The organism is Advenella sp. FME57, assembly GCF_014897675.1.
Classification (GTDB): Bacteria; Pseudomonadota; Gammaproteobacteria; order Burkholderiales; family Burkholderiaceae_B; genus Advenella.
The window spans coordinates 554,549-576,370 of sequence record NZ_JABUXU010000001.1 but is presented as its reverse complement, the minus strand read 5'-3'; the positions used below and the strand labels follow the sequence as shown (position 1 = coordinate 576,370).

At 56.7% G+C, this 21,822-nt stretch carries 22 protein-coding genes; 19 read left to right on the top strand and 3 right to left on the bottom strand.

Translation table 11 applies throughout. The features are described 5' to 3' along the window. Window positions 1-19 precede the first annotated feature (19 nt). The 7 genes from trpB (at window position 20) to INT32_RS02575 (ending at window position 6,584) form a co-directional block, all read left to right on the top strand. Window positions 20-1,219: a tryptophan synthase subunit beta gene (trpB, locus tag INT32_RS02605; RefSeq protein ID WP_193087148.1), complete on the top strand. Its 1,200-nt coding sequence runs from the start codon at window positions 20-22 to the stop codon at window positions 1,217-1,219. 9 nt (window positions 1,220-1,228) lie between these two features. Beyond that, window positions 1,229-2,059, top strand: a complete 831-nt coding sequence (gene trpA / locus INT32_RS02600; protein WP_193087147.1) for a tryptophan synthase subunit alpha — start codon at window positions 1,229-1,231, stop codon at window positions 2,057-2,059. 23 nt (window positions 2,060-2,082) lie between these two features. After that, the gene (gene accD, locus INT32_RS02595) at window positions 2,083-2,958 is read left to right on the top strand and encodes an acetyl-CoA carboxylase, carboxyltransferase subunit beta (RefSeq protein WP_193087146.1); all 876 of its coding nucleotides are present in this window, start codon (window positions 2,083-2,085) and stop codon (window positions 2,956-2,958) included. Window positions 2,959-2,972: 14 nt separating this feature from the next. Beyond that, window positions 2,973-3,413 (top strand): MarR family winged helix-turn-helix transcriptional regulator, encoded by a 441-nt coding sequence (locus INT32_RS02590; protein WP_193087145.1) that lies wholly within the window; start codon window positions 2,973-2,975, stop codon window positions 3,411-3,413. Window positions 3,414-3,576: 163 nt separating this feature from the next. Beyond that, complete coding sequence (locus tag INT32_RS02585; protein ID WP_193087144.1) at window positions 3,577-5,298, top strand: FAD-dependent monooxygenase; 1,722 nt, start codon at window positions 3,577-3,579, stop codon at window positions 5,296-5,298. A gap of 1 nt (window position 5,299) precedes the next feature. Next, entirely contained in the window at window positions 5,300-5,479 is a 180-nt protein-coding gene (locus INT32_RS02580; RefSeq protein WP_193087143.1) for a hypothetical protein, read from the top strand. Window positions 5,480-5,624: 145 nt separating this feature from the next. After that, on the top strand, window positions 5,625-6,584 hold the full coding sequence (locus INT32_RS02575; RefSeq protein ID WP_193087142.1) for a tripartite tricarboxylate transporter substrate binding protein: 960 nt from the start codon (window positions 5,625-5,627) through the stop codon (window positions 6,582-6,584). A gap of 174 nt (window positions 6,585-6,758) precedes the next feature. On the opposite strand, the gene INT32_RS02570 is transcribed toward INT32_RS02575, so the two are convergent. After that, entirely contained in the window at window positions 6,759-9,899 is a 3,141-nt protein-coding gene (locus INT32_RS02570; protein WP_193087141.1) for an Rne/Rng family ribonuclease, read from the bottom strand. 551 nt (window positions 9,900-10,450) lie between these two features. On the opposite strand from INT32_RS02570, the gene INT32_RS02565 reads away from it, so the two are divergent. The 5 genes from INT32_RS02565 to INT32_RS02545 all read left to right on the top strand — a co-directional run bounded on the left by INT32_RS02565 (window position 10,451) and on the right by INT32_RS02545 (window position 14,808). Continuing rightward, on the top strand, window positions 10,451-11,404 hold the full coding sequence (locus INT32_RS02565) for an RluA family pseudouridine synthase (RefSeq protein ID WP_193087140.1): 954 nt from the start codon (window positions 10,451-10,453) through the stop codon (window positions 11,402-11,404). A gap of 107 nt (window positions 11,405-11,511) precedes the next feature. Beyond that, window positions 11,512-12,177: an HAD-IA family hydrolase gene (locus INT32_RS02560; protein WP_193087139.1), complete on the top strand. Its 666-nt coding sequence runs from the start codon at window positions 11,512-11,514 to the stop codon at window positions 12,175-12,177. 68 nt (window positions 12,178-12,245) lie between these two features. After that, complete coding sequence (msrP, locus tag INT32_RS02555; protein ID WP_193087138.1) at window positions 12,246-13,232, top strand: protein-methionine-sulfoxide reductase catalytic subunit MsrP; 987 nt, start codon at window positions 12,246-12,248, stop codon at window positions 13,230-13,232. Window positions 13,233-13,249: 17 nt separating this feature from the next. Continuing rightward, window positions 13,250-13,930: a sulfite oxidase heme-binding subunit YedZ gene (locus INT32_RS02550; RefSeq protein ID WP_370540152.1), complete on the top strand. Its 681-nt coding sequence runs from the start codon at window positions 13,250-13,252 to the stop codon at window positions 13,928-13,930. 77 nt (window positions 13,931-14,007) lie between these two features. Then, complete coding sequence (locus tag INT32_RS02545) at window positions 14,008-14,808, top strand: N-acetylmuramoyl-L-alanine amidase (RefSeq protein WP_193087137.1); 801 nt, start codon at window positions 14,008-14,010, stop codon at window positions 14,806-14,808. A 30-nt stretch (window positions 14,809-14,838) separates the two neighbouring features. On the opposite strand, the gene INT32_RS02540 is transcribed toward INT32_RS02545, so the two are convergent. Both INT32_RS02540 and INT32_RS02535 read right to left on the bottom strand, forming a co-directional pair. Continuing rightward, complete coding sequence (locus INT32_RS02540) at window positions 14,839-15,540, bottom strand: SAM-dependent methyltransferase (protein WP_193087136.1); 702 nt, start codon at window positions 15,538-15,540, stop codon at window positions 14,839-14,841. Next, on the bottom strand, window positions 15,537-16,139 hold the full coding sequence (locus INT32_RS02535; RefSeq protein ID WP_193087135.1) for a Maf family nucleotide pyrophosphatase: 603 nt from the start codon (window positions 16,137-16,139) through the stop codon (window positions 15,537-15,539). The genes INT32_RS02540 and INT32_RS02535 overlap by 4 nt, the downstream gene beginning before the upstream one ends. Window positions 16,140-16,404: 265 nt before the next feature. Here INT32_RS02535 and INT32_RS02530 point away from each other — a divergent pair, with 265 nt between their 5' ends. The 7 genes from INT32_RS02530 to acpP all read left to right on the top strand — a co-directional run bounded on the left by INT32_RS02530 (window position 16,405) and on the right by acpP (window position 21,650). Continuing rightward, entirely contained in the window at window positions 16,405-16,965 is a 561-nt protein-coding gene (locus tag INT32_RS02530) for a DUF177 domain-containing protein (protein ID WP_193087134.1), read from the top strand. A 56-nt stretch (window positions 16,966-17,021) separates the two neighbouring features. Then, window positions 17,022-17,204 carry a 50S ribosomal protein L32 gene (gene rpmF / locus INT32_RS02525; RefSeq protein ID WP_014750352.1) on the top strand — a complete coding sequence of 61 codons (183 nt, stop codon included), beginning with the start codon at window positions 17,022-17,024 and terminating at the stop codon, window positions 17,202-17,204. A 103-nt stretch (window positions 17,205-17,307) separates the two neighbouring features. Then, the gene (plsX, locus tag INT32_RS02520; protein ID WP_193087133.1) at window positions 17,308-18,348 is read left to right on the top strand and encodes a phosphate acyltransferase PlsX; all 1,041 of its coding nucleotides are present in this window, start codon (window positions 17,308-17,310) and stop codon (window positions 18,346-18,348) included. A 60-nt stretch (window positions 18,349-18,408) separates the two neighbouring features. Next, on the top strand, window positions 18,409-19,383 hold the full coding sequence (locus tag INT32_RS02515; protein ID WP_193087132.1) for a beta-ketoacyl-ACP synthase III: 975 nt from the start codon (window positions 18,409-18,411) through the stop codon (window positions 19,381-19,383). 24 nt (window positions 19,384-19,407) lie between these two features. Then, complete coding sequence (gene fabD / locus INT32_RS02510; protein WP_193087131.1) at window positions 19,408-20,340, top strand: ACP S-malonyltransferase; 933 nt, start codon at window positions 19,408-19,410, stop codon at window positions 20,338-20,340. Window positions 20,341-20,349: 9 nt separating this feature from the next. Beyond that, window positions 20,350-21,096 carry a 3-oxoacyl-ACP reductase FabG gene (gene fabG, locus INT32_RS02505; RefSeq protein WP_193087130.1) on the top strand — a complete coding sequence of 249 codons (747 nt, stop codon included), beginning with the start codon at window positions 20,350-20,352 and terminating at the stop codon, window positions 21,094-21,096. A 317-nt stretch (window positions 21,097-21,413) separates the two neighbouring features. After that, the gene (gene acpP / locus INT32_RS02500; RefSeq protein ID WP_014750355.1) at window positions 21,414-21,650 is read left to right on the top strand and encodes an acyl carrier protein; all 237 of its coding nucleotides are present in this window, start codon (window positions 21,414-21,416) and stop codon (window positions 21,648-21,650) included. The last annotated feature ends 172 nt before the right edge of the window (window positions 21,651-21,822 follow it).

Genomic DNA, 21,822 nt, shown 5'->3' with positions numbered 1-21,822 from the left:
CCCGACGCCAGGAGCCAATTTGACTGCTTATTCCTTTCCCGACAACAGGGGCCATTTCGGCCGTTACGGTGGCGTTTTTGTCGCCGAAACGCTGATGCACGCTGTTTCGGAACTGAATGACGCCTATGAAAAGTACAAGGAAGACCCTGATTTTGTCGCTGAGTATCGGTACGAACTGGCGCATTTTGTCGGGCGTCCCAGCCCGGTCTATCACGCCCGCCGCTGGTCTGAGCAGCTGGGCGGGGCGCAAATCTGGTTCAAGCGCGAAGACCTGAACCATACCGGTGCGCACAAGATCAACAATTGTATTGGGCAAATCCTGCTGGCACGCAAAATGGGCAAAAGGCGCATTATTGCGGAAACCGGCGCGGGCCAGCATGGCGTCGCGACGGCGACGGTGGCTGCGCGCTATGGGATGGAATGCGTAATCTATATGGGCGCCGAAGACGTGCGGCGGCAGGCTTCAAACGTGTACCGCATGAAGCTGCTGGGGGCGACGGTGGTGCCGGTAGAATCCGGATCGCGTACCCTCAAAGATGCCCTGAACGAAGCCATGCGTGACTGGGTCGCCCGCATTGACGACACCTATTACATTATCGGCACTGTTGCTGGTCCTCATCCCTATCCGGTGATGGTGCGAGACTTCCAGCAAATCATTGGCCAGGAGTGCATAGAGCAGATGCCGGCCTGTGCCGGTCGCCAGCCGGATGCGGTCATCGCCTGTGTTGGTGGCGGCTCCAATGCAATGGGCATTTTCTATCCGTATCTGTCGCATGCCAAGGTCAAGCTGATCGGCGTTGAAGCCGCCGGCCAGGGACTGGATACGCCCCGTCACGCGGCCTCCATCAACGGCGGCCGGGTGGGCGTCCTGCATGGCAATCGCACTTACGTACTGCAGAATCGCGACGGGCAGATTCAGGAAACCCATTCTGTATCGGCCGGGCTTGATTACCCCGGTGTCGGGCCTGAACACGCCTGGCTGCACGACAGTAAACGCGCCACCTATGTGGCCGTAGGCGACAATGCTGCCCTGGACGCGTTTGGCCAATGCTGCCGTCTGGAAGGCATCATGCCGGCCCTGGAGTCGGCGCATGCGCTGGCCTACGCAGCGACGTTGGCTCCCACCCTGTCACGCGACTCCATTTTGCTGGTGTGCCTGTCGGGCCGCGGCGACAAGGATATGCATACCGTTGCCGAATATACCGGCATTGCGTTGTAAGGAGCGGTAATGAGCCAGCAACGGATCAATAAAACATTTGCAAGGCTGGGACGGCGTACTGCCCTGATTCCTTACATCGCGGCAGGTGACCCGAATCCGGCGGCAACAGTTCCGCTCATGCACGGGTTGGTCAGGGCCGGGGCCGATATTATCGAGCTGGGCGTGCCTTTTTCCGATCCCATGGCCGATGGCCCCGTGATTCAGCAGGCCACAGCACGCGCCATTGCTCGGGGCGTGGGCTTGCGCGATGTGCTGGACATGGTCGCCGTGTTTCGCAAGATGGACCAAAGCACGCCAGTCGTCTTAATGGGCTATGCCAATCCGATTGAAGCCATGGGTCAGCAACAGTTTGCAGCCCAGGCAGGCAAATCGGGCGTGGACGGGATATTGATTGTAGACTGTCCGCCAGAAGAATATGATGATTTTGCCGGCGATCTTCGCGCCCAGGGGATTTCGCCTATTTTTCTACTGTCGCCCACCTCTACGGAGGCGCGGATCCAGGCAGTGGCAAAACGGGCCGAAGGGTATCTTTACTACGTGTCCCTCAAAGGCACTACCGGGTCATCGGCCATTGATATCAGCCAGGTGCGCGAACGAGTCGCAAGCATCAAAAAACATGTATCCATTCCGGTTGGTGTCGGTTTCGGCATTCGCGATGCAGCCAGTGCTGTGCAGGTTGCCGAAGCCGCCGACGCAGTCGTTATCGGCAGTCGCCTGATCGAAACCATGACACAAGCGATCGCCCAACATCCATCGGCCAACCCGTCCGACGTGGCAGTAACCGCTGCCGGGGACTGGCTGCGCGAGATCCGGCAGGCGCTGGATCAGAACAGAAAATAAGCATTCAGAAATAAGGATTGACAATGAGTTGGCTAGACAAGATTCTTCCACCGCGCATCAACAAAAAGACAGAGCAGCAGGGGCGACGTGTGCCCGAGGGCCTGTGGGTCAAATGCCCGTCCTGCGAGTCGGTGCTGTATAACGACGACCTGGTCGAGACGGTCCATGTATGTCCAAAATGCAGCCACCATATGCGATTGAACGCGCGTGCGCGGATTGACGCGCTGCTGGACACAGACGGTCGTGTAGAAATCGGCGAAGGCATTCGCTCTACTGACCCCCTCAAGTTCAAGGATAGCCGCAAGTATCCCGAAAGGCTGGCCGAAGCCACGCAAAAATCAGGCGAATCTGATGCGCTGGTTGTCATGAGCGGCAGCATCTGTACCGTTCCCGTTGTGCTTGCCTGCTTTGAATTCGATTTTATGGGTGGGTCCATGGGCTCGGTCGTGGGCGAGCGCTTCGTGCGGGGCGTTCGCGCGGCTATCCAGAACAAGACACCGTTTATCTGTGTGGCTGCCTCTGGCGGTGCCCGCATGCAGGAAAGCCTGTTCTCGCTGATGCAAATGGCAAAAACCAATGCCATGCTGACCCGCCTGTCCCAGGAAGGACTGCCGTTTGTCAGTGTGCTGACCGACCCGACAATGGGCGGCGTTTCTGCAAGCTTCGCGTTCATGGGCGATGTCGTCATTGCCGAGCCTAAGGCGCTTATCGGTTTTGCCGGTCCGCGCGTGATCGAGCAGACCGTTCGCGAACAGTTGCCTGAAGGGTTTCAGCGTGCCGAATTCCTGCTTGAAAAAGGCGCGGTGGACATGGTGATTGACAGACGCGAACTGCGTACGGAACTGGCGCGACTGATGGCCCTGCTCACACGCCAATCCAGTGAAGCAGTGTCTGTCTGAGGCAGGAGGCGCCGATGGATTCTGACGCTTTTCGACTCGAAAAAACGCTGACCTACCAGCTGCATCAGTTATCCAAACTGATCGATCGGCGTGTCGACTACTCAGATATTCAGCGCATCGCTCTGAATGCCGGGGAAGGGCGCACGATCGCCGTTCTGGGCTATTACGGGACCTTGTCAGTGATTCAGCTGGCCCGGCTGGCCAACCTGGATAAGAGCCAGGCAAGCAGGGCAGTCGTGTCGCTGGTTGAAAAAGGCATCATAGAAAAACGCAGCGACAGTCGGGACGCAAGAGCATTTGAACTGTTTTTGACCCCGACTGGGCAGCTGGTTTACACCGATATCGTAGACCTGATTGTCCAGCGCAACGAAGTGGCGCTCAAATCCCTCACTCCTCGCGAAAAACAGACGTTGTTCGGGCTGTTTAGCAAAATCCACCAGAATCTGACTGATTAACGGGCATGCGAGCGCCGCGTTTAACCTGCGTGCGCTGCCGCTGTATCACGGGTAAATACCCATATCCAGTTGCTTGAATTTAGTTGATTTTTCAATTAAACTGCCAAAAAATAGTGCCTCAGGGCTTGCGGCACTTCAGGATAACAGCGTCAGGAGACTTCTTATGCACCAGCCCTTGCGGCAACCGCGCGCCTCTCTGTATCACCCTTATACCGTCTATGCCCCATACCACCCCGGCGCAGGGCAAGACGCAACAGCGCCGGTAACTATTGTAGGCGGCGGCCCTATCGGGCTGGTTACCGCGCTTATTCTGGCGCGCCACGGCATCCGCTCGAACGTGCTGATATCGGAATGCCAGGTGACCGAGGGTAGCCGGGCCATTGTTTTTACCAAACGTTCAATGGAAATCCTGGATTTTGCCGGCGTCGCAACGCGCATCTTGACCAAGGCGCTGCCCTGGACCAGTGGCAACTCGTACTATAAAGGTGAACGGGTATTTCGCATGGAAACGCCGGTCGATGATAACGACAGTTTCGCGCCGCTGAATAATCTGCAGCAGAACTGGCTGGAAACCTATTTGGTTCAAGCTGCGCAGGCGCAGCCGCTGATCCGCTTGTGCTGGGGTAATCGGCTCACCTCTTTTGCCCAGGACGAATCGGGCGTTGCCCTGGTCATTGATACGCCTGAAGGCGAATATACCTGCCGCACTCACTGGCTGGTCGCCGCCGACGGCGCCCGCTCCACGGTGCGCCAGCAACTTGGGCTTGCCCTGGAAGGCGACAGCTATGAAGGCCGGTTTGTTATTGTAGATATCCGCATTGATCTGGATCTGCCTACGGAGCGGCTGGCGTTCTTTTCGCCCAACTGGAATCCTGGCAATACGATTTTGATGCATAAAGAGCCGGACAATATCTGGCGTTTTGATTATCAGCTGGGGGCCGACGTCAGCAGCGAAGAAGCGCTCAAACCCGAGAATCTGGCGGCAGCGGTCAATGCGCAACTGCAGATGATGGGCTACCAGGATAAATGCTGGGAAATGGACTGGGCTTCGGTCTATTCGGCGCGTGCGCTCACCTTGCCCGACTATGTGCATAAACGGGTCATGTTTGTGGGGGATGCGGCTCATTTGCTTCCTATTTTTGGCGTAAGAGGCGCCAATACCGGGTTTCAGGATGCGATGGATCTAGGCTGGAAACTGGCGGCGGTCGTCAATGGCCAGGCTGACACTGCGTTGCTGCAAACCTACAGCACTGACCGGGTAAACGCTGCGCGTGAAATCATCGCAGAGGCGGGCAAAAGCACCCGTTTCATGGCACCGCCAACGGAGGGTTTTCGGTTGTTGCGCGATGCCACGCTTGCCTTGTCGCTTAAACATGATTTTGTACGGCCGCTTTTTCACTGGCGTACCTCGCGAGCCCACGCCTACCGGGAATCACCCCTGAACAGTGTGCAGGACGATAATGCGATCATGCCAGCCGCGATTGAAAATGGTAGTGTATTTCCGAACTTGAAGCTGGCCGATGGCAGCCATCTGTACGATCATTTTGGCGAAGGTTTTCAGGTTGTCTATATGGTTGGTGGGGAAGGGCCGCAGGCGGCGTCCGAACCATTGAGGCAGGAAGTGAGTGCCTTGCGTGCCATCGGCAGGCCTGTGACCCTGCATGTGCTCGGATCAGGAGAAGCTGCGGTTGAGCCGCGCACTGATCATGTTGCCTACCAGGTCGCGGCCGATGTGTTGCGGCAGCGCTATGCGGTAAAAGGCGGGGAAGTGTATGTAATCAGGCCGGACCATCACGTGAGCGCGCGCTGGCAGCAGTACGCCTGGGGTTGTCTTAGCCAATATGTCGGACAATTGCCGGGTAGTGCTGGCCATAAGGAGAATTAAGATGAGTATTCAGACCCCTGCACTGGAGCAGGTATATGACCATTTGGCCGAAACCCTGGATTCAATCCCCGAGTCGGGCCGCACCCCGATGCTGACCCGACTTGCGCTGCTGATGAGTGAGCAAATCGGGCAGCAGGATTTGATCTGCAGGCTGATTGATGAGGCGGCGTTCACCGACTAATGGAAATTGCCACTATGCATAAATTGAACACAGTGGCATGATTTATGCTGTATCGGGCACTTGCTTTACAGTTACACTTGGCCTTTGGCAAAGCCGGCGCGCGCATCGGCGCGTCAGTATAAAAACCTATCAGTGGAGATACGAAATGAAGATCAAACAGTGGCTGTCCATGGCTACCCTGAGTCTGGCCGGGATGGCTGCCCATGCTGCATGGCCGGAAGGTCCTGTAACCTGGGTCGTGCCGTATCCGGCAGGGGGAGGCACAGACGTGATTGCCCGAACAGTGGCTGCGTCTCTGGAAAAAACGTTAGGGCAAACCATTGTCATCGAAAACAAGCCTGGCGGAGGCACCGCCATTGGCGCGTCTGCAATTTCCCGCGCCAAGCCGGATGGTTACACCGTTGGCACGGCCGATTCAGGCACATTGGCATTCAATCCGTCGCTATACAAAAGCCTGACGTATGACCCGGCGAAATTTACCTATATCGGCGGGCTGGCCCGGTTCCCATTGGTTCTGGCGGTGCCTGCCAATTCTCCGTTCAAAACAGTGAGTGCATTGATTGAAGCGGCCAAAAAAGAGCCGGGCAAACTGACGGCCAGTTCTGCCGGCGCCGGTTCTCCTCACCATCTGGCGCTTGAGCGCTTCAAGCAGTTGACCAAAACCGATATCGTGCATGTGCCCTATAAGGGCGCGGCGCCGGCGCTGCAGGATCTGATCGGTGGCCAGGTTGATCTTATGTTTGGTGATTTGGGTTCGTCACTGCCCAATATCAAGGCGGGCAAAGCCCGGGTGCTGGCCGTGACCGTGCCAGAGCGTCTGGCTTTGCTGCCTGATGTGCCTACTATGGCCCAGGAAGGGGTGGGCGATTTTGTTGCTTATGCCTGGCAGGGCCTGGTCGGTCCGGCGGGCATGCCCGACGAGGTCGTGAAAAAGCTGGATTCGGATCTGAAAGCCACGCTGGAAAGTGAGACGGTGAGCAAAAAAGTGCAGGCGCTGGGCGTAGAGATCATGCCCATGACCTCATCCGAATTCAAATCCTATTCCGACAAGGAACGCGAAGACTGGGCCAAGATTATCAAGGCGGGGAACATCACGCTGCAATAAAGCTACGCAGCAACAAAACCACGCGTTGCGATAGGGACGCGGTGTTCACGTTTATCGCAGCAGACAAATAAAAAGCCCCTTGTCATTGCACCGTGTTTTAACACAGCGCTACAGACAAGGGGCTTTTTCCATTGTACGGCCTGTTTCCAGTATTGGAGACAGGCCGGCAGTGGTTTACTCGTCGCGGGTTTCCACGATTTCCAATGGTTCCGCCTGAGCCTTGCTACGCGCCTTGCGAGGCCGTCCGGCAGGTTTTGGAGGAGGGGCCATCATCGCGTCTTCCGTGAGTCCGGAGCGGGTCTCTACCCATTCCATACCGACGCCAGAAACGATTTCTTTAAGCGCTTCCTTGTTGGTCTCAACGGCGGGAGCAGAAATGGCAGCCGGTGCTGGAACTGGCGTCGGAGCCGATACAGCAGCTGCAGCCGCCACCGGTTCTTTAGTCGTTTCCGCAGGTTTTGGCTCCGCCTGTTGGTCTGACTGTTCGGCAGGGGCCTGAGCCTGTGTCCCGGCATTTTCCGCGACTTGGACAGGTGTCTCGGTCGCAGCAATGCTGGCGGCTGCTGTCGCGGCAGTGTCAGTCGCAGCAGCTACGGCTGGTTCCACTGGCTCAGCGGGTGCGGCCGGTGTCACTGCGTCAACGGGGGTTGATCGCGCAACGGGCTCGGATGCAGCCGCCGGTTCGGCCAGGGCAGCCACCGGATGATCAGCGGCTGGTGCAGCGGTTGCTGCGGTTTTGGTCGCAGTGGTATCCGACACGGTAGTCGACTGATCGCTTTGCGCCGACGATGCGGTATCGCCAGAAGCCGCATTGTTTTCTGCCGGTGTTGTGACAGCCTTGCTTTCTGCGGCGTCAGCTTGTGCTGTTGTGACGGCATCAGCAGCGGCAGTGGCACCCGCGCCTGTGGCGAGCATAACTTCGTTGGGCACGAAAGACGTTTTTTCGGTTTCTGCCGTCTCTACCGAATCATTCTGACGACGGCCACGACGGCTGCGACGACGACGACGACGCGGTTCAGTATCACCGGTCTGGGTATCTTCGCCTTCCGTTGCACGATCGTTTTCCTCTTCGGAATCGTCATCAATCAGATCCTGTTCGAGTGGCGTCGGACGGGTAGCAGCTTCTGCGCTGGCCTGACGGCTACGGCGTGGTGCCGGTGCTGCTTCGGTCTGCGCGGTCTCCGGCGTCTGTGCCTGCTCGGTATTTTCTGTTGCTACTGCTGTTGTGACTTCGGTCTCATCGCCTGTGTTGCGGCGGTTGCGGCCTCGTCCACGGCGGTTACGACTGCGGCCACCGCTGTCTTCCGTACTTGCGTTCGCCTGGACATTGGCGCTGGCTGGCGCCTTGCCGTCGGCAGCGGTATCCTGAGTGTCGCTATCGTCCTGCTTGCGCTGGCGTCCACGTGGATTGCGGCGGTTTTCGCCTCCTTCCTCGGATTTGGCCGATGTGCGTTTATCACCACGACGATTGCGTCCACCGCGCTCGCCCCGTTCGCCGCTGGCAGCGGTGCGTGAGCCACCGCGTGCATTGCGCCCACCCGGTTTTTCGGTGGTAGATGCGTCTTTTTGCGGTTCTGCAGGTGCGGCCGTTTTTGGACCGGCCAGCCACGACAGGATTTTCTGGAACATGCCGCCGATGCTTGGCGCCGCTGCTGCGCTCACCTGAGGCTGCGCAACGACTTGTGGTTTGATTGCGCTAGGCGCAGGCTGGTCAGGAGAAATCCCTTTAACCAGAGCCTCGGGGCGCTCGTTGTGTTCGGATTTGTCCTTGGTTGATTCCCATGTGACCGTGGTTTCCGGCGCTTCGATCAGGTCAATGCTGGCCTTGGGATCATCCAGACGGGAATCATCGTAGCGGATGCGTTCGATATGATGGTGCGGCGTCTCGAAATGCTTGTTCGGAATCAGTACCAGATTGACTTTCAGGCGAGATTCGAGTTTGACGATATCGGCCCGTTTTTCGTTCATCAGGAACGTTGCCACTTCCACAGGCACCTGTGCGTGCAGGGCAGCGGTATTTTCCTTCATGGCCTCTTCCTGCAACAGGCGCAGCACATTCAGGGCGCTGGATTCGACGTCACGGATGACGCCTGTGCCGTTACAGCGTGGGCAGGTAATATGGGAGCCTTCGTTCAGGGCCGGACGCAGGCGCTGACGCGATAGTTCCATCAGGCCGAAACGGGAGATTTTTCCCATCTGGACCCGGGCGCGATCCACATGCAGGGCATCGCGCAGTTTCTGTTCGACGGCACGCTGGTTTTTGTTGTCTTCCATGTCGATGAAGTCGATCACGATCAGACCACCCAGGTCGCGCAGGCGCAGCTGGCGAGCCACTTCTTCGGCTGCTTCCAGATTGGTGCGCATGGCGGTTTCTTCAATATCGGCACCACGGGTAGAGCGGGCCGAGTTCACGTCAATAGCGACCAGGGCTTCTGTGTGGTCAATAACCACAGAGCCGCCGGAAGGCAACTGGACGGTACGTGAATATGCGGTTTCGATCTGGTGTTCGATCTGGAATCGCGAAAACAGGGGAATATCATCCTGATAGCGTTTGACGCGATTGACGTTGTCAGGCATGACGTCCTGCATGAATGCCGTTGCCTGTTGCGTAATGGCCTCGGTGTCAATCAGGATTTCACTGATGTCCGGCGAGAAATAATCGCGGATGGCGCGAATAACCAGGCTTGATTCCTGGTAAATGAGGACAGGAGCAGGGTAGTCTTTGGCGGCGGCATCAATGGCTGTCCAAAGTTGCAGCAGGTATTTCAAGTCCCACTGCAGTTCGGGAACGCTGCGGCCAATACCGGCGGTACGGGCTATGATGCTCATGCCCGAAGGCAAGTCAAGTTGCTCCATGGCATCGCGCAGTTCCTGGCGATCTTCGCCTTCGATGCGACGCGATACGCCACCACCACGCGGGTTGTTGGGCATCAGGACCAGATAGCGGCCTGCCAGGGAAATGAACGTAGTCAGGGCAGCGCCCTTATTGCCGCGCTCTTCCTTTTCTACCTGAATAATGAGTTCCTGGCCTTCGTGCAGGGCGTCCTGGATGCGTGCACTGCGCACATCCACGCCTTCCTTGAAGTAGCTGCGGACCACTTCCTTGAAAGGAAGAAACCCGTGGCGATCGTGACCATAGTTGACAAAGCAGGCTTCCAGGCCGGGTTCAATACGTGTAATGACCCCTTTGTAGATGCTTCCCTTGCGTTGTTCACGGCCGGCGGTTTCGATATCGATGTCGATCAGCTTCTGGCCATCGACAATCGCAACGCGTAATTCTTCTTGATGCGTTGCGTTGAATAACATGCGTTTCATAGAGCAGTTTCTCCGTTAAACGAGAGCAACGAACGCCGTTGCACTCACCACGAATAACTGGTGAAACGTACGAATAGACGACTGACTCGCGCGGATCCCGCGCGAGGTCGGGGCGCTTTATGTGGGACTGTCTGCCGTCGGATGTCGACGTGCAGCAGAGCCAGTCAGAAAATTAACAGAGTAAAGTAATTTCAATTGTTGAATTCTTCTGTGTTTTATCCTGCCGTTTCCTTGCGGTGCCGTCAGGACAAAATAAAAACCAGGGCGCTTCGTTCATTCTGTACGCTATAAACACAATGGCGGTGATATCTGTGGGCAGATGATGTATGGCCTGCCGCGTTGATAACAGATACGACAGGCGCCGCAGTGTTTATAAACCAGTCACTCAAAAGACTGAAATACAGATAGCGGATTGACGTTAGGACGGTACAATGCGTATTTGGCTGACGGGCGGAGACCTGCTTGCAGTTTCTTGGACTACGGGTTTCTCAACGCCGGACGGTTTTAATTCAGTCTTTTTGTGGTCTCCGAATTATAAGGCTCTTTTGAGTATGTGCAAACAAACTTCTGATAAAAAACCAACTTTTTCTGTTCGGCTGGTACGGGCAGACGCCGGATCCGACGGTCAGCGCATCGATAATTTTCTCATCCGCGAGTGCAAAGGGGTGCCCAAAAGCCATCTTTACAAGGCTATCCGCAGCGGCCAGGTTCGCGTCAACAAGGGGCGGGTGCAGGCCGAATATCGGGTAAAAGACGGCGATGAAATCCGGATTCCCCCCTTGCGGGTGGCCACGCCCGATGAAAAGCGGGTGGTGCCGGCAGGCCAGTTTCCGATTGTTTTCGAGGATGATGCGCTGATTGTCATCGATAAACCGTCGGGTGTCGCGGTCCACGGCGGCAGCGGCGTCTCTTTCGGGGTTATCGAGCAGATGCGGGCGGCCCGGCCCGAGGCGCGGTTCCTGGAACTGGCCCATCGTCTGGACAAAGAAACTTCGGGATTGCTGATTATCGCCAAAAAGCGCGCCGCACTGGTCGCGTTGCACGGCATGTTCAAAGAGAGCCGCGGGCGCAAGTGTTATCTTGCCCTGGTCGAGGGTGACTGGGTTAATGACCGGCAACATATACGGCTACCCCTGGAAAAATACCTGACCCGCGATGGCGAGCGGCGGGTGCGGGTTCGTCCCGAAGGCAAGGCGGCCCATACGATAGTGAGCAAGGAAGCGCGTTTTGGCCGCTATACGCTGGTCAAGGCCGAGCTGCGCACCGGACGTACCCATCAGATTCGGGTGCATCTGGCCGCCAGTGGTTTTCCTATCGTGGGCGATGAAAAATATGGCAATGATGAGACTCGCATTGCGTTTGCCCGGCAGGGGTTTGCCCGCATGTTCCTGCATGCGCATACGCTGGAAATCCCGCATCCTGTAACGCAGGAGCCCTTATCGCTGACTGCGCCGCTGCCCGACGTGTGCCGGCAATTGCTCGATCGTTTGGCTGTCCGCCGCTGAGCGCGGACGCCTTTGTGGTTGGCGCAAGCGGCGTCACAGCAGGAACTTCAGCTTATTGTTGTTCAAATGCACCGCTCCCCTCCTAATTTCACCATATGGAAAATAGAATGCGTTATTCACTTGCCATCTTCGATTGGGATGGAACCCTCATGGACTCCACCCATACCATTGTCGCAGCCATCCAGGCCGCCTGTCGTGATATGGGACTGCCTGTGCCCGGCGTGGCGCAGGCCAGTTGGGTCATCGGGCTCTCGCTCGATGAGGCGCTGCATCGCGCGGTGCCTGATCTGACGCCGTCTCAGTTGCCGCGGTTCCTTGAGCGCTATCGCATCCATTACCTGCTCAGGGATCCTGATTTGCGCATGTTCGATGGCATTATCGGTATGCTCGATGCATTGAAGGCCGAGGGGGTGCTGATGGCCGTGGCCACGGGTAAAAGCCGTGTCGGGCTGGACCGGGTATTGACCGGCATGAACCTGGGGCATTATTTTGATGTCTCCCGTACTGCAGATCAGACATTCAGCAAGCCACATCCGAGAATGCTTGAGGAAATTCTGGAGGAACTGGCGGTGCCGGCCGCACAGGCGGTCATGGTGGGCGATACCTCGCATGACATCCAGATGGCTCAGGCTGCTGGTGTGGACAGCATTGCGGTCACGTATGGCGCGCACAGTGAACAAGAGCTGGTTGCCAGCAAGCCAACCCTGATTGCGGAAACGCCGACGCAATTACAATCGTTTTTGCTGGAACATTGTCGAAAAATGGCTGTCTAACTTTCCAAGTTGCAATATTCATCATTATTGCTGTCATTTTTTGCGCCAGCAAGCCACCGGAGCCAACCATGTCCATACGCCCGCGCTATCCCCATATTCCGTCTTCCCAGATTACCCCTGAGCCAGTCTGGCAAGCCAGGCGGCAGTGGATGCAACACATGGCCGGCATCGCTGCCGGAACCGGGCTGGCGGGCCTGGGCGCAACGCTACCGCAGGTGGCTGGCGCGGCAAATACGTTGCCAGCGATTGCCGGCATGCAACCGAACCCGCAATATGCTGCAGCGAAAATCGATCGCAAGCTCACCACGGAAAAAGACATTACGTCTTACAATAATTTTTACGAATTCGGGACTGGCAAGGGCGACCCGCTCGATTATTCGGGAAAAATGCGCACAGAGCCCTGGCAGGTGCAGATAAGTGGTGAGGTGGAAAAGCCGCGAACTTTCGACCTGGATGAGCTGGTCAAGCTGGCGCCGCAGGAAGAGCGGGTGTACCGGCTGCGGTGCGTCGAAGCCTGGTCTATGGTGATTCCGTGGGTGGGCTATCCGCTATCGGCGCTGCTCAAACAGGTGCAGCCCACCAGCAAGGCCAAATTTGTCCAGTTTGTGACCGATACTCAGCCCGAAGCGATGCCTGGGCTGAGCGATCGTATTATCCCGTGGCCCTACCGCGAGGGGCTGCGCATGGACGAAGCCATGAATCCGCTTACCCTGCTGACTTTCGGGCTTTACGGCAAGCGCCTGCCCAACCAGAACGGCGCGCCATTGCGCATTATTGTTCCCTGGAAATACGGTTTCAAGTCGGGCAAGTCCATTGTCAAAATCGTGCTGTCCGAAACCATGCCCGAAACCAGTTGGGTGGCCATTGCCCCCTCTGAGTACGGCTTTTATGCGAATGTGAACCCGGATGTCCCGCACCCACGCTGGAGCCAGTCGCATGAGCGCGTGATCGGCGGCGGCTTCTTTGATCCCAAAGTGCCAACCTTGAAATTTAACGGCTATGGGGAGCAGGTCGCCTCACTTTACAGCGGAATGGATTTGCGTGCCAATTATTGAGCAACAGGGTGTTCTTTATGTCTGAATCTACCAGCGCGGCCCCGCCGGCGGCCAGCGCCAGGGCTGCCTCTCTGATGCGCAGGCGCTGGACGGCCAGCCAGGTGGCGCGCTTTAAACCCGTGCTGTTTTTGCTCTGCCTGATCCCTTTTTTGCGCTGGTTCTACCTGGGATATAACGATGGCCTGACGGCCAATCCCGTCGAGTTCATTACCCGTTCCTCAGGTTTCTGGACGCTGGCCATGTTGTTGCTTACGCTTGCGGTCACACCTGTCCGGCAAATACTGGATCAGCCGGCACTGGTCCGTGTGCGGCGCATGCTGGGGCTGTTTGCTTTCTTTTATGTCGTGCTGCATTTGCTGACCTGGATCGTGCTCGATCGCAATATGGACCTGTCGTCCATGATCAAGGATGTGCTGGATCGCACCTTCATTTTTGTCGGCATGGCGGCATTCTTGCTTATGGTGCCCCTGGCGCTAACGTCTACGCAGGGCTGGATGCGCCGATTGGGAATGAAATGGACGCGTTTGCACCGGAGTATTTATGCCATCGGCGTGCTTGGTATCGTGCATTTCTGGCTGATGCGGGCAGGCAAGAATGACTTTGCCGAGCCGATTCTGTATGGTACGCTGCTGGCTCTGTTGCTGCTCTGGCGGATCGTGCGGGCATGGCGAAATCGGCGGCGCTCGGCTGCGGTCTAGGGACGTTTTGCTTCGTCGGGCACTGCTGGGCTGTGGCCTGCGCCAGAGAAGATTTAACGCAAAAAGAGGGCGGGATCATGCAAAGACGGGCCTGGTTGCTACTGGCGGCTGCGGCATTGGGGCTAGGCGCCTGCACCACGGGCTTGCCCATAGATACATCGCTGCGCGCTTCCGGCCAGGATAGCCGGGTTCGCTTTATTGTGCTGCACTATACCTCGGAAAATCGCAGCGACTCCCTGCGCTTGCTTACCCAGGATCGGGTCAGCGCACATTATTTGATCACCGAAGAGCCGGTCAGGATATTTTCGCTGGTCGACGAAAGTCGGCGCGCCTGGCATGCGGGGCTGAGCCAATGGTTTGAATACCCAAACCTGAACGCTATGTCCATTGGTATTGAGATTGTCAATGCCGGGCCTCTGGACGTAGCGCGCACTCGCTGGGCGCCATACACATCATCACAGATCAGAGTGCTGGCGGCGTTACTGCGCGACATCCAGTCGCGTCATCACGTGAGTGCCTGGAATATTGTGGCGCATAGCGATATCGCGCCCTTGCGCAAGAGTGACCCTGGTCCCGCGTTTCCCTGGCGGGAGCTGGCCCTGCAGGGGCTGGGGCGCTGGTATGACGAAGCCGCGGTTGCTCAACGCATCCCGCTGATCAGCGCACGTGCGCTGGCAGATGCCTCGTATATTCAGGGGTTGCTGGCGCGCATCGGTTACCCGATAGTGCAAAGCGGCGTATGGGACTCGCAGACCCGGCGGGTTGTTCGTGCATTCCAGATGCATTATCGGCCGGCAGAGTACAGCGGTCGCCTCGACAGGCAGACCGTGGCCATTGCAGAAGATCTGGCGCGCCAGATGCCTGCGCTGCAACAATAGCGCTTGCGTTCAACGGGCGCAGTGGCAGCGCTAGGCCAGAAACAGGAACAATGTCGGAAATTTGTCCAGATCCGGTTGCGGGCGCCGTTTCCAGCCGGCAATGGTGTCGGTTCTGATCCATTCATCTGCCGTTGTCAGCGCGCGGGCAATGCACAGTCGGGTTGCCGGATTCAGGGTCTCGAGCAGCGTTGCGAACATGGCCATATTGCGGTACGGGGTTTCAATGAACAATTGCGTCTGGTTGTGGCGGGACGATAGCTGTTCCCAGCCTTTGAGCTGCTTACTGCGTTCGGCTGGCGCAATAGGCACATAACCGTGAAACGTAAAGCGCTGTCCATCCAGGCCGCTGGCCATCAGGCCCAGCAGAATGGATGAGGGGCCTACCCACGGCACGACCTGAATACCCAGTTGATGGGCCAGCAGCACGACGCGCGCGCCGGGGTCGGCCACTGCGGGGCAGCCGGCATCCGATACCAGACCGATGTCACCGCGGGTCTCGGTCAGCCAGCGACGGATGTCCGCTTCGGGTGTTTTTGTACCCAATGTGTGAATCGTAATGTCCTGGATTGCGCCTTCGGTGCCGGTTTGCTTCAGATATGCGCGGGCGGTTTTGGCATTTTCGGCAATATAGGTCTTCAGAATGGAAGCCTTCTGTTGCGCGCCGGCAGGCAGCCATTGTTCCAGGGCAGCGCTGCCCAGGCTGACAGGAAGCAGGTGAAGCGTACTGATCATAACGATTGAGCCAGAAGAGTGGGGTTAAGGTCGAAACTGCGCAGCATGCGGGACAGTTCGATCAGGGGCAGCCCGATGATGGCAGTCGGGTCGTCGCTGTGCATCGATTGCATCAGGCTGATGCCCAGGCCTTCGGCCTTGGCGCTGCCTGCGGTGTCAAATGGCTTTTCCACGGCCAGGTAATGCTCGATTTCCTCGTCTGTCAGCTCGCGGAATACGCAGCGCGTCACCACATCGGCAACGGCGCTGCGTGTGCCATTGGTCACAGCCAGCGCACTGTGGAAAGCGACGGTTTTCCCGGACAGCTCGCGTAACTGCGCAAAGGCACGCTCATGTGTTCCTGGTTTTCCTATCGGCTGGCCGTCGTGAGTGGCAACCTGATCGGAGCCGATCACCACGCTGCCCGGATATTGGTCGGCGACATGCTGCGCCTTGGCCAGTGACAGGCGCTGCGACAGGGCTTCGGGTGCCTCGCCAGGCAGGGCAGACTCGTCTATACCGGGGGAAATGGCCTCAAAGGGCAGGCCCAGCCGCTGCAGCATGGTCTTGCGATAGACGGACGATGACGCGAGAATAAGACGCGAAGGGGAAAATGACATGGTTTTCATTGACTTATCGGAGGTGAACAAGTTATTATCTTATGTTTTCCGGGGAATGTGTGGGTGAGCACTGAAAACCCGCAGCGAAATTTCTGGAAAAGACCGAATTTGTTTGCCAGAACCTGGTCGGCGTGTGATCAGGGTTATAAGTCTGAGGTGTATAAATATTTGTTATTTATACACCGTTTGTAATATAACCCATTTGATTAATCCGCTTGAAAATGTTCCGCAGGCAGATATCTGTAATACAATATCTGGCTATTTTATGAAACCCGGTCATCCTGTGATCGACGTACTGGATTTTATCTCCCGCGGTGCAGAGCAAAGCGGCGAGACGCCTCTGTCGGCATTTTCACGGATTAGCGATCTACTGCCAGCGCAGGTGTTGCCTTCGGGCGATGCTGATGGCGCCGGGGCTGATGTAGATGGCCTGGTACGCTGGTCTGTGCGTGGAGAGCGCACCCAACACGGAATACGTTATCTTCATCTGGAAGTCAGCGCCCGGCCGATACTTATCTGCCAGCGTTGCATGCAACCTTTTGTCTATGAAGTCGACAGTGCCGTGCCACTGGAAGTAGTAACCAACCAGGCGTCGCTGGACGACGATACCGAGTTCGATGATCCAGATATGGAAGGCCCGGACCGGATTCTGGCCCAGGCCAGTCAATCGGTGCTGGAATTGGTGGAAGACGAATTAATTCTGAGTCTGCCCTACATACCCAGGCATGATTATGCATGCGTGCAGTATGACAATCAGGAAACGCCCGAAGGGGCAGACAAAAAACCATCGCCGTTTGCGGCGTTGGCAGCTTTAAAGAAGCAGTAACTTAACCTATTTTCTGCATAATTTTCGGGTTGTGCAGTTTTATTTTCGGAGTCATCATGGCCGTTCAACAAAACAAAAAGACACCTTCAAAACGCGGTATGCACCGTTCGCACGATTTTCTGACCGCACCAGCGACAGCGATCGAGCCAACCACAGGTGAACTGCACCTGCGTCACCACATCAGTCCCAACGGCGTATATCGTGGCCGCAAAGTTCTGAAAACTAAAAACGACGAATAATTCTCTGTTTAACCGGTAAGGGAAGAAGCCGTCTGTCGGTGCTGTTGTCCGATACGTTCCTGGCCGTTTCTCGTGTATTACCGTAACGGAAACATTATTTATAGTGATCAGAATTGCAATTGACTGTATGGGAGGCGATCACGGCCTTCCCGTCACCGTTCCGGCGGCCGTTCAGGTCGCCGCAAAGTTTCCTGATACCTGTTTTCTATTGGTGGGTCTACCTGATCAGGTAGCCGCTGCCCTGAAGCAGGCACGTCCGGCCAATCCCGCGCAATTTGAAATTGTCGCCGCGTCCGAAGTGGTTACCATGGACGATCCGGTTGATATGGCGCTGCGCAAGAAAAAAAATTCCTCCATGCGCGTCGCGGTGACCTGCGTCAAGGAGGACCGTGCCGATGCCTGCGTCTCTGCTGGAAATACCGGTGCCTGGATGGCCATTTCCCGCTACGTTCTCAAAACCATGGATGGTATTGATCGTCCTGCCATTGCTGCAGCTATTCCCAATCAGCGAGGCGGCACTACGACCGTGCTTGATCTGGGTGCCAATGTGGATTGTTCGGCAGAGCATCTGCTTGAATTTGCCATCATGGGCACGGCATTGTCGCAATCGGTTGAGCACATCGAGAATCCCAGTATCGGCCTGCTCAATATCGGGCAGGAGGCCATCAAGGGCAATGATGTGGTCAAGGAAGCGGCCGAGTTGCTGCGCGCCAGCAACCTGAACTTTTACGGCAATGTCGAAGGCGACGATATCTTCAAGGGCACCACCAATGTGGTGGTCTGCGACGGTTTTGTCGGCAACGTTGTGCTCAAGTCCGTTGAAGGTTTGTCCAAGATGATCGGCAGCATGATTCGTGATGAGTTCTTGCGCAATCCGTTCACCATGGCCGCTGGTCTGTTCGCAAGGCCTGTTCTGAACCGCTTTCGCAATCGGGTTGATTCGCGTAACCATAACGGTGCGGCCTTGCTTGGTCTGCGTGGCGTTGTCATCAAAAGTCACGGTTCTGCCGATATCTACGCTTACACCATCGCGCTTGAGCGCGCCCGCGAGGCGGTTGCCAGCAAACTGCTGGAAAAAACCTCCAGCTCTGTGCTGCAGATCAGTCAGCTCATTCGCTCAAAAAATACGGAAAGCAGCGCATAATAGTCATAAAAACTATAAAATTGCCTGCTTTACTTATTTAAATTGTCTTCGGAGCCATACATGACTTATTCAACCATCGTGGGTACGGGAAGTTATTTACCCCCCAACTGTGTCACCAACACGATGCTTGCTCAAGATATGGCCCAGCGGGGTCTTGAAACGTCCGACGAATGGATTGTGACCCGTACTGGTATACATCAACGGCATTTGGCCGATCCTGGCGTGACCTCCAGCGAACTGGGCTTTCTGGCCGCTGAAAAGGCGCTTGCCGATGCCGGTATTGCTGCGGCTGACCTTGATCTGATCATTGTCGCGACGTCCACTCCCGATTTCATTTTCCCCAGTACTGCCTGCCTGATTCAGGCAAAACTTGGCAACAAGGGCGGCGCTGCGTTTGATGTCCAGGCCGTCTGCAGTGGTTTTGTATATGCGCTGGCCATCGCCGACAGCTTTATCCGGGCAGGCAACGCGCGTAATGCACTGGTGATTGGTACCGAAGTGTTCTCCCGGATTCTGGACTGGAACGATCGCGGCACCTGCGTTCTTTTCGGCGATGGCGCCGGCGCCATGGTGCTGACGGCGTCCGATGAGCCTGGCATCCTGGCCTCGCAGCTGAATGCCGATGGTTCGCTGCACACGATTTTGAATACTGCCGGGCGGATCGAAAATGGTCAGGTCACCGGCGACCCCTTCCTGCGCATGGATGGGCAGTCCGTGTTCAAGAAAGCTGTCACGGTTCTGGATAAGTCGGCGCGCCAGGTCTGCGAGAAAGCAGGCGTTCAGATCAGCGAACTGGACTGGATGGTGCCGCATCAGGCCAATATCCGCATCATTGATTTCCTGGGACGCAAATTGGGCATCCCCGGCGAAAAAGTGGTTGCAACGGTGGGCGAACACGCCAATACCTCTGCTGCAAGCGTGCCGCTGGCCTTTGATGTGGCGCGTCGCGACGGTCGTATCAAAAAGGGTGATCTGGTTCTCATGCAAGGCGTGGGGGGCGGTTTTACCTGGGGCTCCGTTCTTGCCCGTATCTGAATTTTCACTTCAACACAGAAAACAATGAAACTCGCATTCGTATTTCCAGGACAGGGTTCGCAAACCGTCGGCATGCTTGCCGGATGGGCGGGCAACCCGACCATCGACGCTGCCATGCAGCGCGCATCCACGGCGCTGGGCCAGGATCTGGGCGCCCTTGTCGAGCAGGGACCTGCCGAAGAACTCAATCTGACTGTCAATACGCAGCCGGTCATGCTGGCCTGCAGTGTGGCCATGTATGATGCCTGGCGTCAGGCCGGCGGCTCGCAACCCGAGATCATGGCCGGACACAGTCTGGGCGAATACTCGGCCCTGACCGCGGCGGGCACGTTCTCGCTTGAAGATGCCGTGCGCCTGGTGCGCATTCGCGCCAGTGCAATGCAGGACGCTGTACCGGTGGGTACGGGCGGCATGGCGGCCATTCTGGGGCTGGATGACGAGACCGTACTCGCGGTATGTAGCGAAGCCAGCACAGATACCATTGTCGAAGCGGTCAATTTTAACGCACCGGCCCAGGTAGTGATTGCCGGGCACAAGGACGCGGTGCAGCGCGCCTGCGACCTGGCCAAGGCAAAAGGGGCCAAACGGGCGCTGCTGCTGCCGGTGTCCGCGCCATTTCACTCGCGGCTTCTTGAGCCGGCTGCTGCGGTGCTGCAACAGGCGCTTGGCGAACTGACGCTGAATATGCCCAGGGCAGAGATTATCAACAACGTCGATGTTGCAGTTGCCACCAGTACCCAGGCTATCGCCGATGCGCTGGTGCGTCAGGCCTGGCACCCGGTGCGCTGGGTGGAAACGGTCAGGGCCATGAAGGCTCGCGGCGTTACACACGTGGTGGAATGCGGTCCTGGCAAGGTGCTTGCCGGGCTGATCAAGCGTATCGAACCCGAGCTGGTGACGGTATCTGTCAATGATCAGACATCTCTGGATGCTGCGCTCGCTCAAATCAACGCATAAGGAACAGGCATGTCAGAACAGAAAGAACTTACGGGCCAGATTGCGCTGGTCACCGGGGCCAGCCGTGGCCTGGGCAAGGCAATCGCGCTTGAGCTGGCCAAACGCGGCGCCACCGTTGTGGGTACGGCTACATCTGAAGCAGGCGCGCAGGCCATCAGCGACATGCTTGCGAGCAATCAGGGTCGTGGCGTGGTGCTCAATGTGACAGATGCTGCCGCCTGCGATGCCTTGCTGGCCGAGCTGGGCAAAGAGGGAGGCCCTCATATTCTGGTCAATAATGCAGGTATTACACGCGATGGCCTGGCCATGCGCATGAAAGACGACGACTGGTCTGCTGTGATCGGCACCAATCTGGATTCGGTATTCCGGCTCTCGCGTGGCGTTCTGCGGGTTATGATGAAAGCGCGCGCCGGCCGCATCATCAACGTGACATCGGTGGTGGGATCTGCCGGTAACCCCGGACAGGCCAACTACGCGGCCGCCAAGGCCGGCGTGGCAGGAATGACGCGCGCATTGGCGCGCGAGCTAGGCAGCCGTAATATTACCGTTAACTGCGTGGCGCCTGGTTTTATCGATACCGATATGACGCGTGCCCTGGGCGAGGATCAGACCGCAGCCCTGCTGGGCCAGATTCCCCTGGGCCGCCTGGGCCAACCTGCCGACGTAGCCAATGCTGTTGCTTTTCTGGCAGGGCCTGGAGCAGGGTATATTACGGGTACAACGGTACATGTCAATGGCGGCATGTTCATGCAGTAAATCTGTTTTTCCTGCGGATCGGCTGGCTTGATCGCCCGCTTGTTCGCGCAGGATCCGGGCCTGTCATGCCCTTGAGCACCACTAGTCTGGCGAGCAGGGCAGGTAATTTGAGGCAGTCGGGTTCTTTTTCTTATACAGAGCTGAAATTTTACTAAAATGCAGGATACGTAAAAGAGCAGTTGTTTATTTTTAAACTGTGTTTTAGTTTTACTGTTTTCAGAAACCAGTTTCGCTAAAATATTTTTTTCACATAAAGCCTTTTGCAATCGGTTTGTAGTTGGCTAAAATAGCGGGATTTTCCCCCTTTGGAGATTTACATGGATAGCATCGAACAACGCGTCAAGAAGATCGTCGCAGAACAACTTGGTGTAAATGAAGCAGAAATTAAAAACGAGTCTTCATTTCTTGACGACCTGGGTGCAGATTCACTGGACATGGTTGAGTTGGTCATGGCACTTGAAGACGAGTTCGAAACAGAAATTCCTGACGAAGAAGCTGAAAAAATCACAACCGTTCAGCAGGCAGTCGACTATATCAACTCTCACAAAGGTTAATTTGTGCGAGTCAACCGGCGTGCGCGAGCCGCCGGTTGCAATAAAAAAAGCGGTTTTGGAAAGTGGCTCACGTCAATATCCCTTGCGATATGGGCGGTATAAACCTTTTCCAGACCCTTTTTTTATTTCAGGGTTTTGATTCATATTTACTTCAGTATAGGGTAGGAGCCAA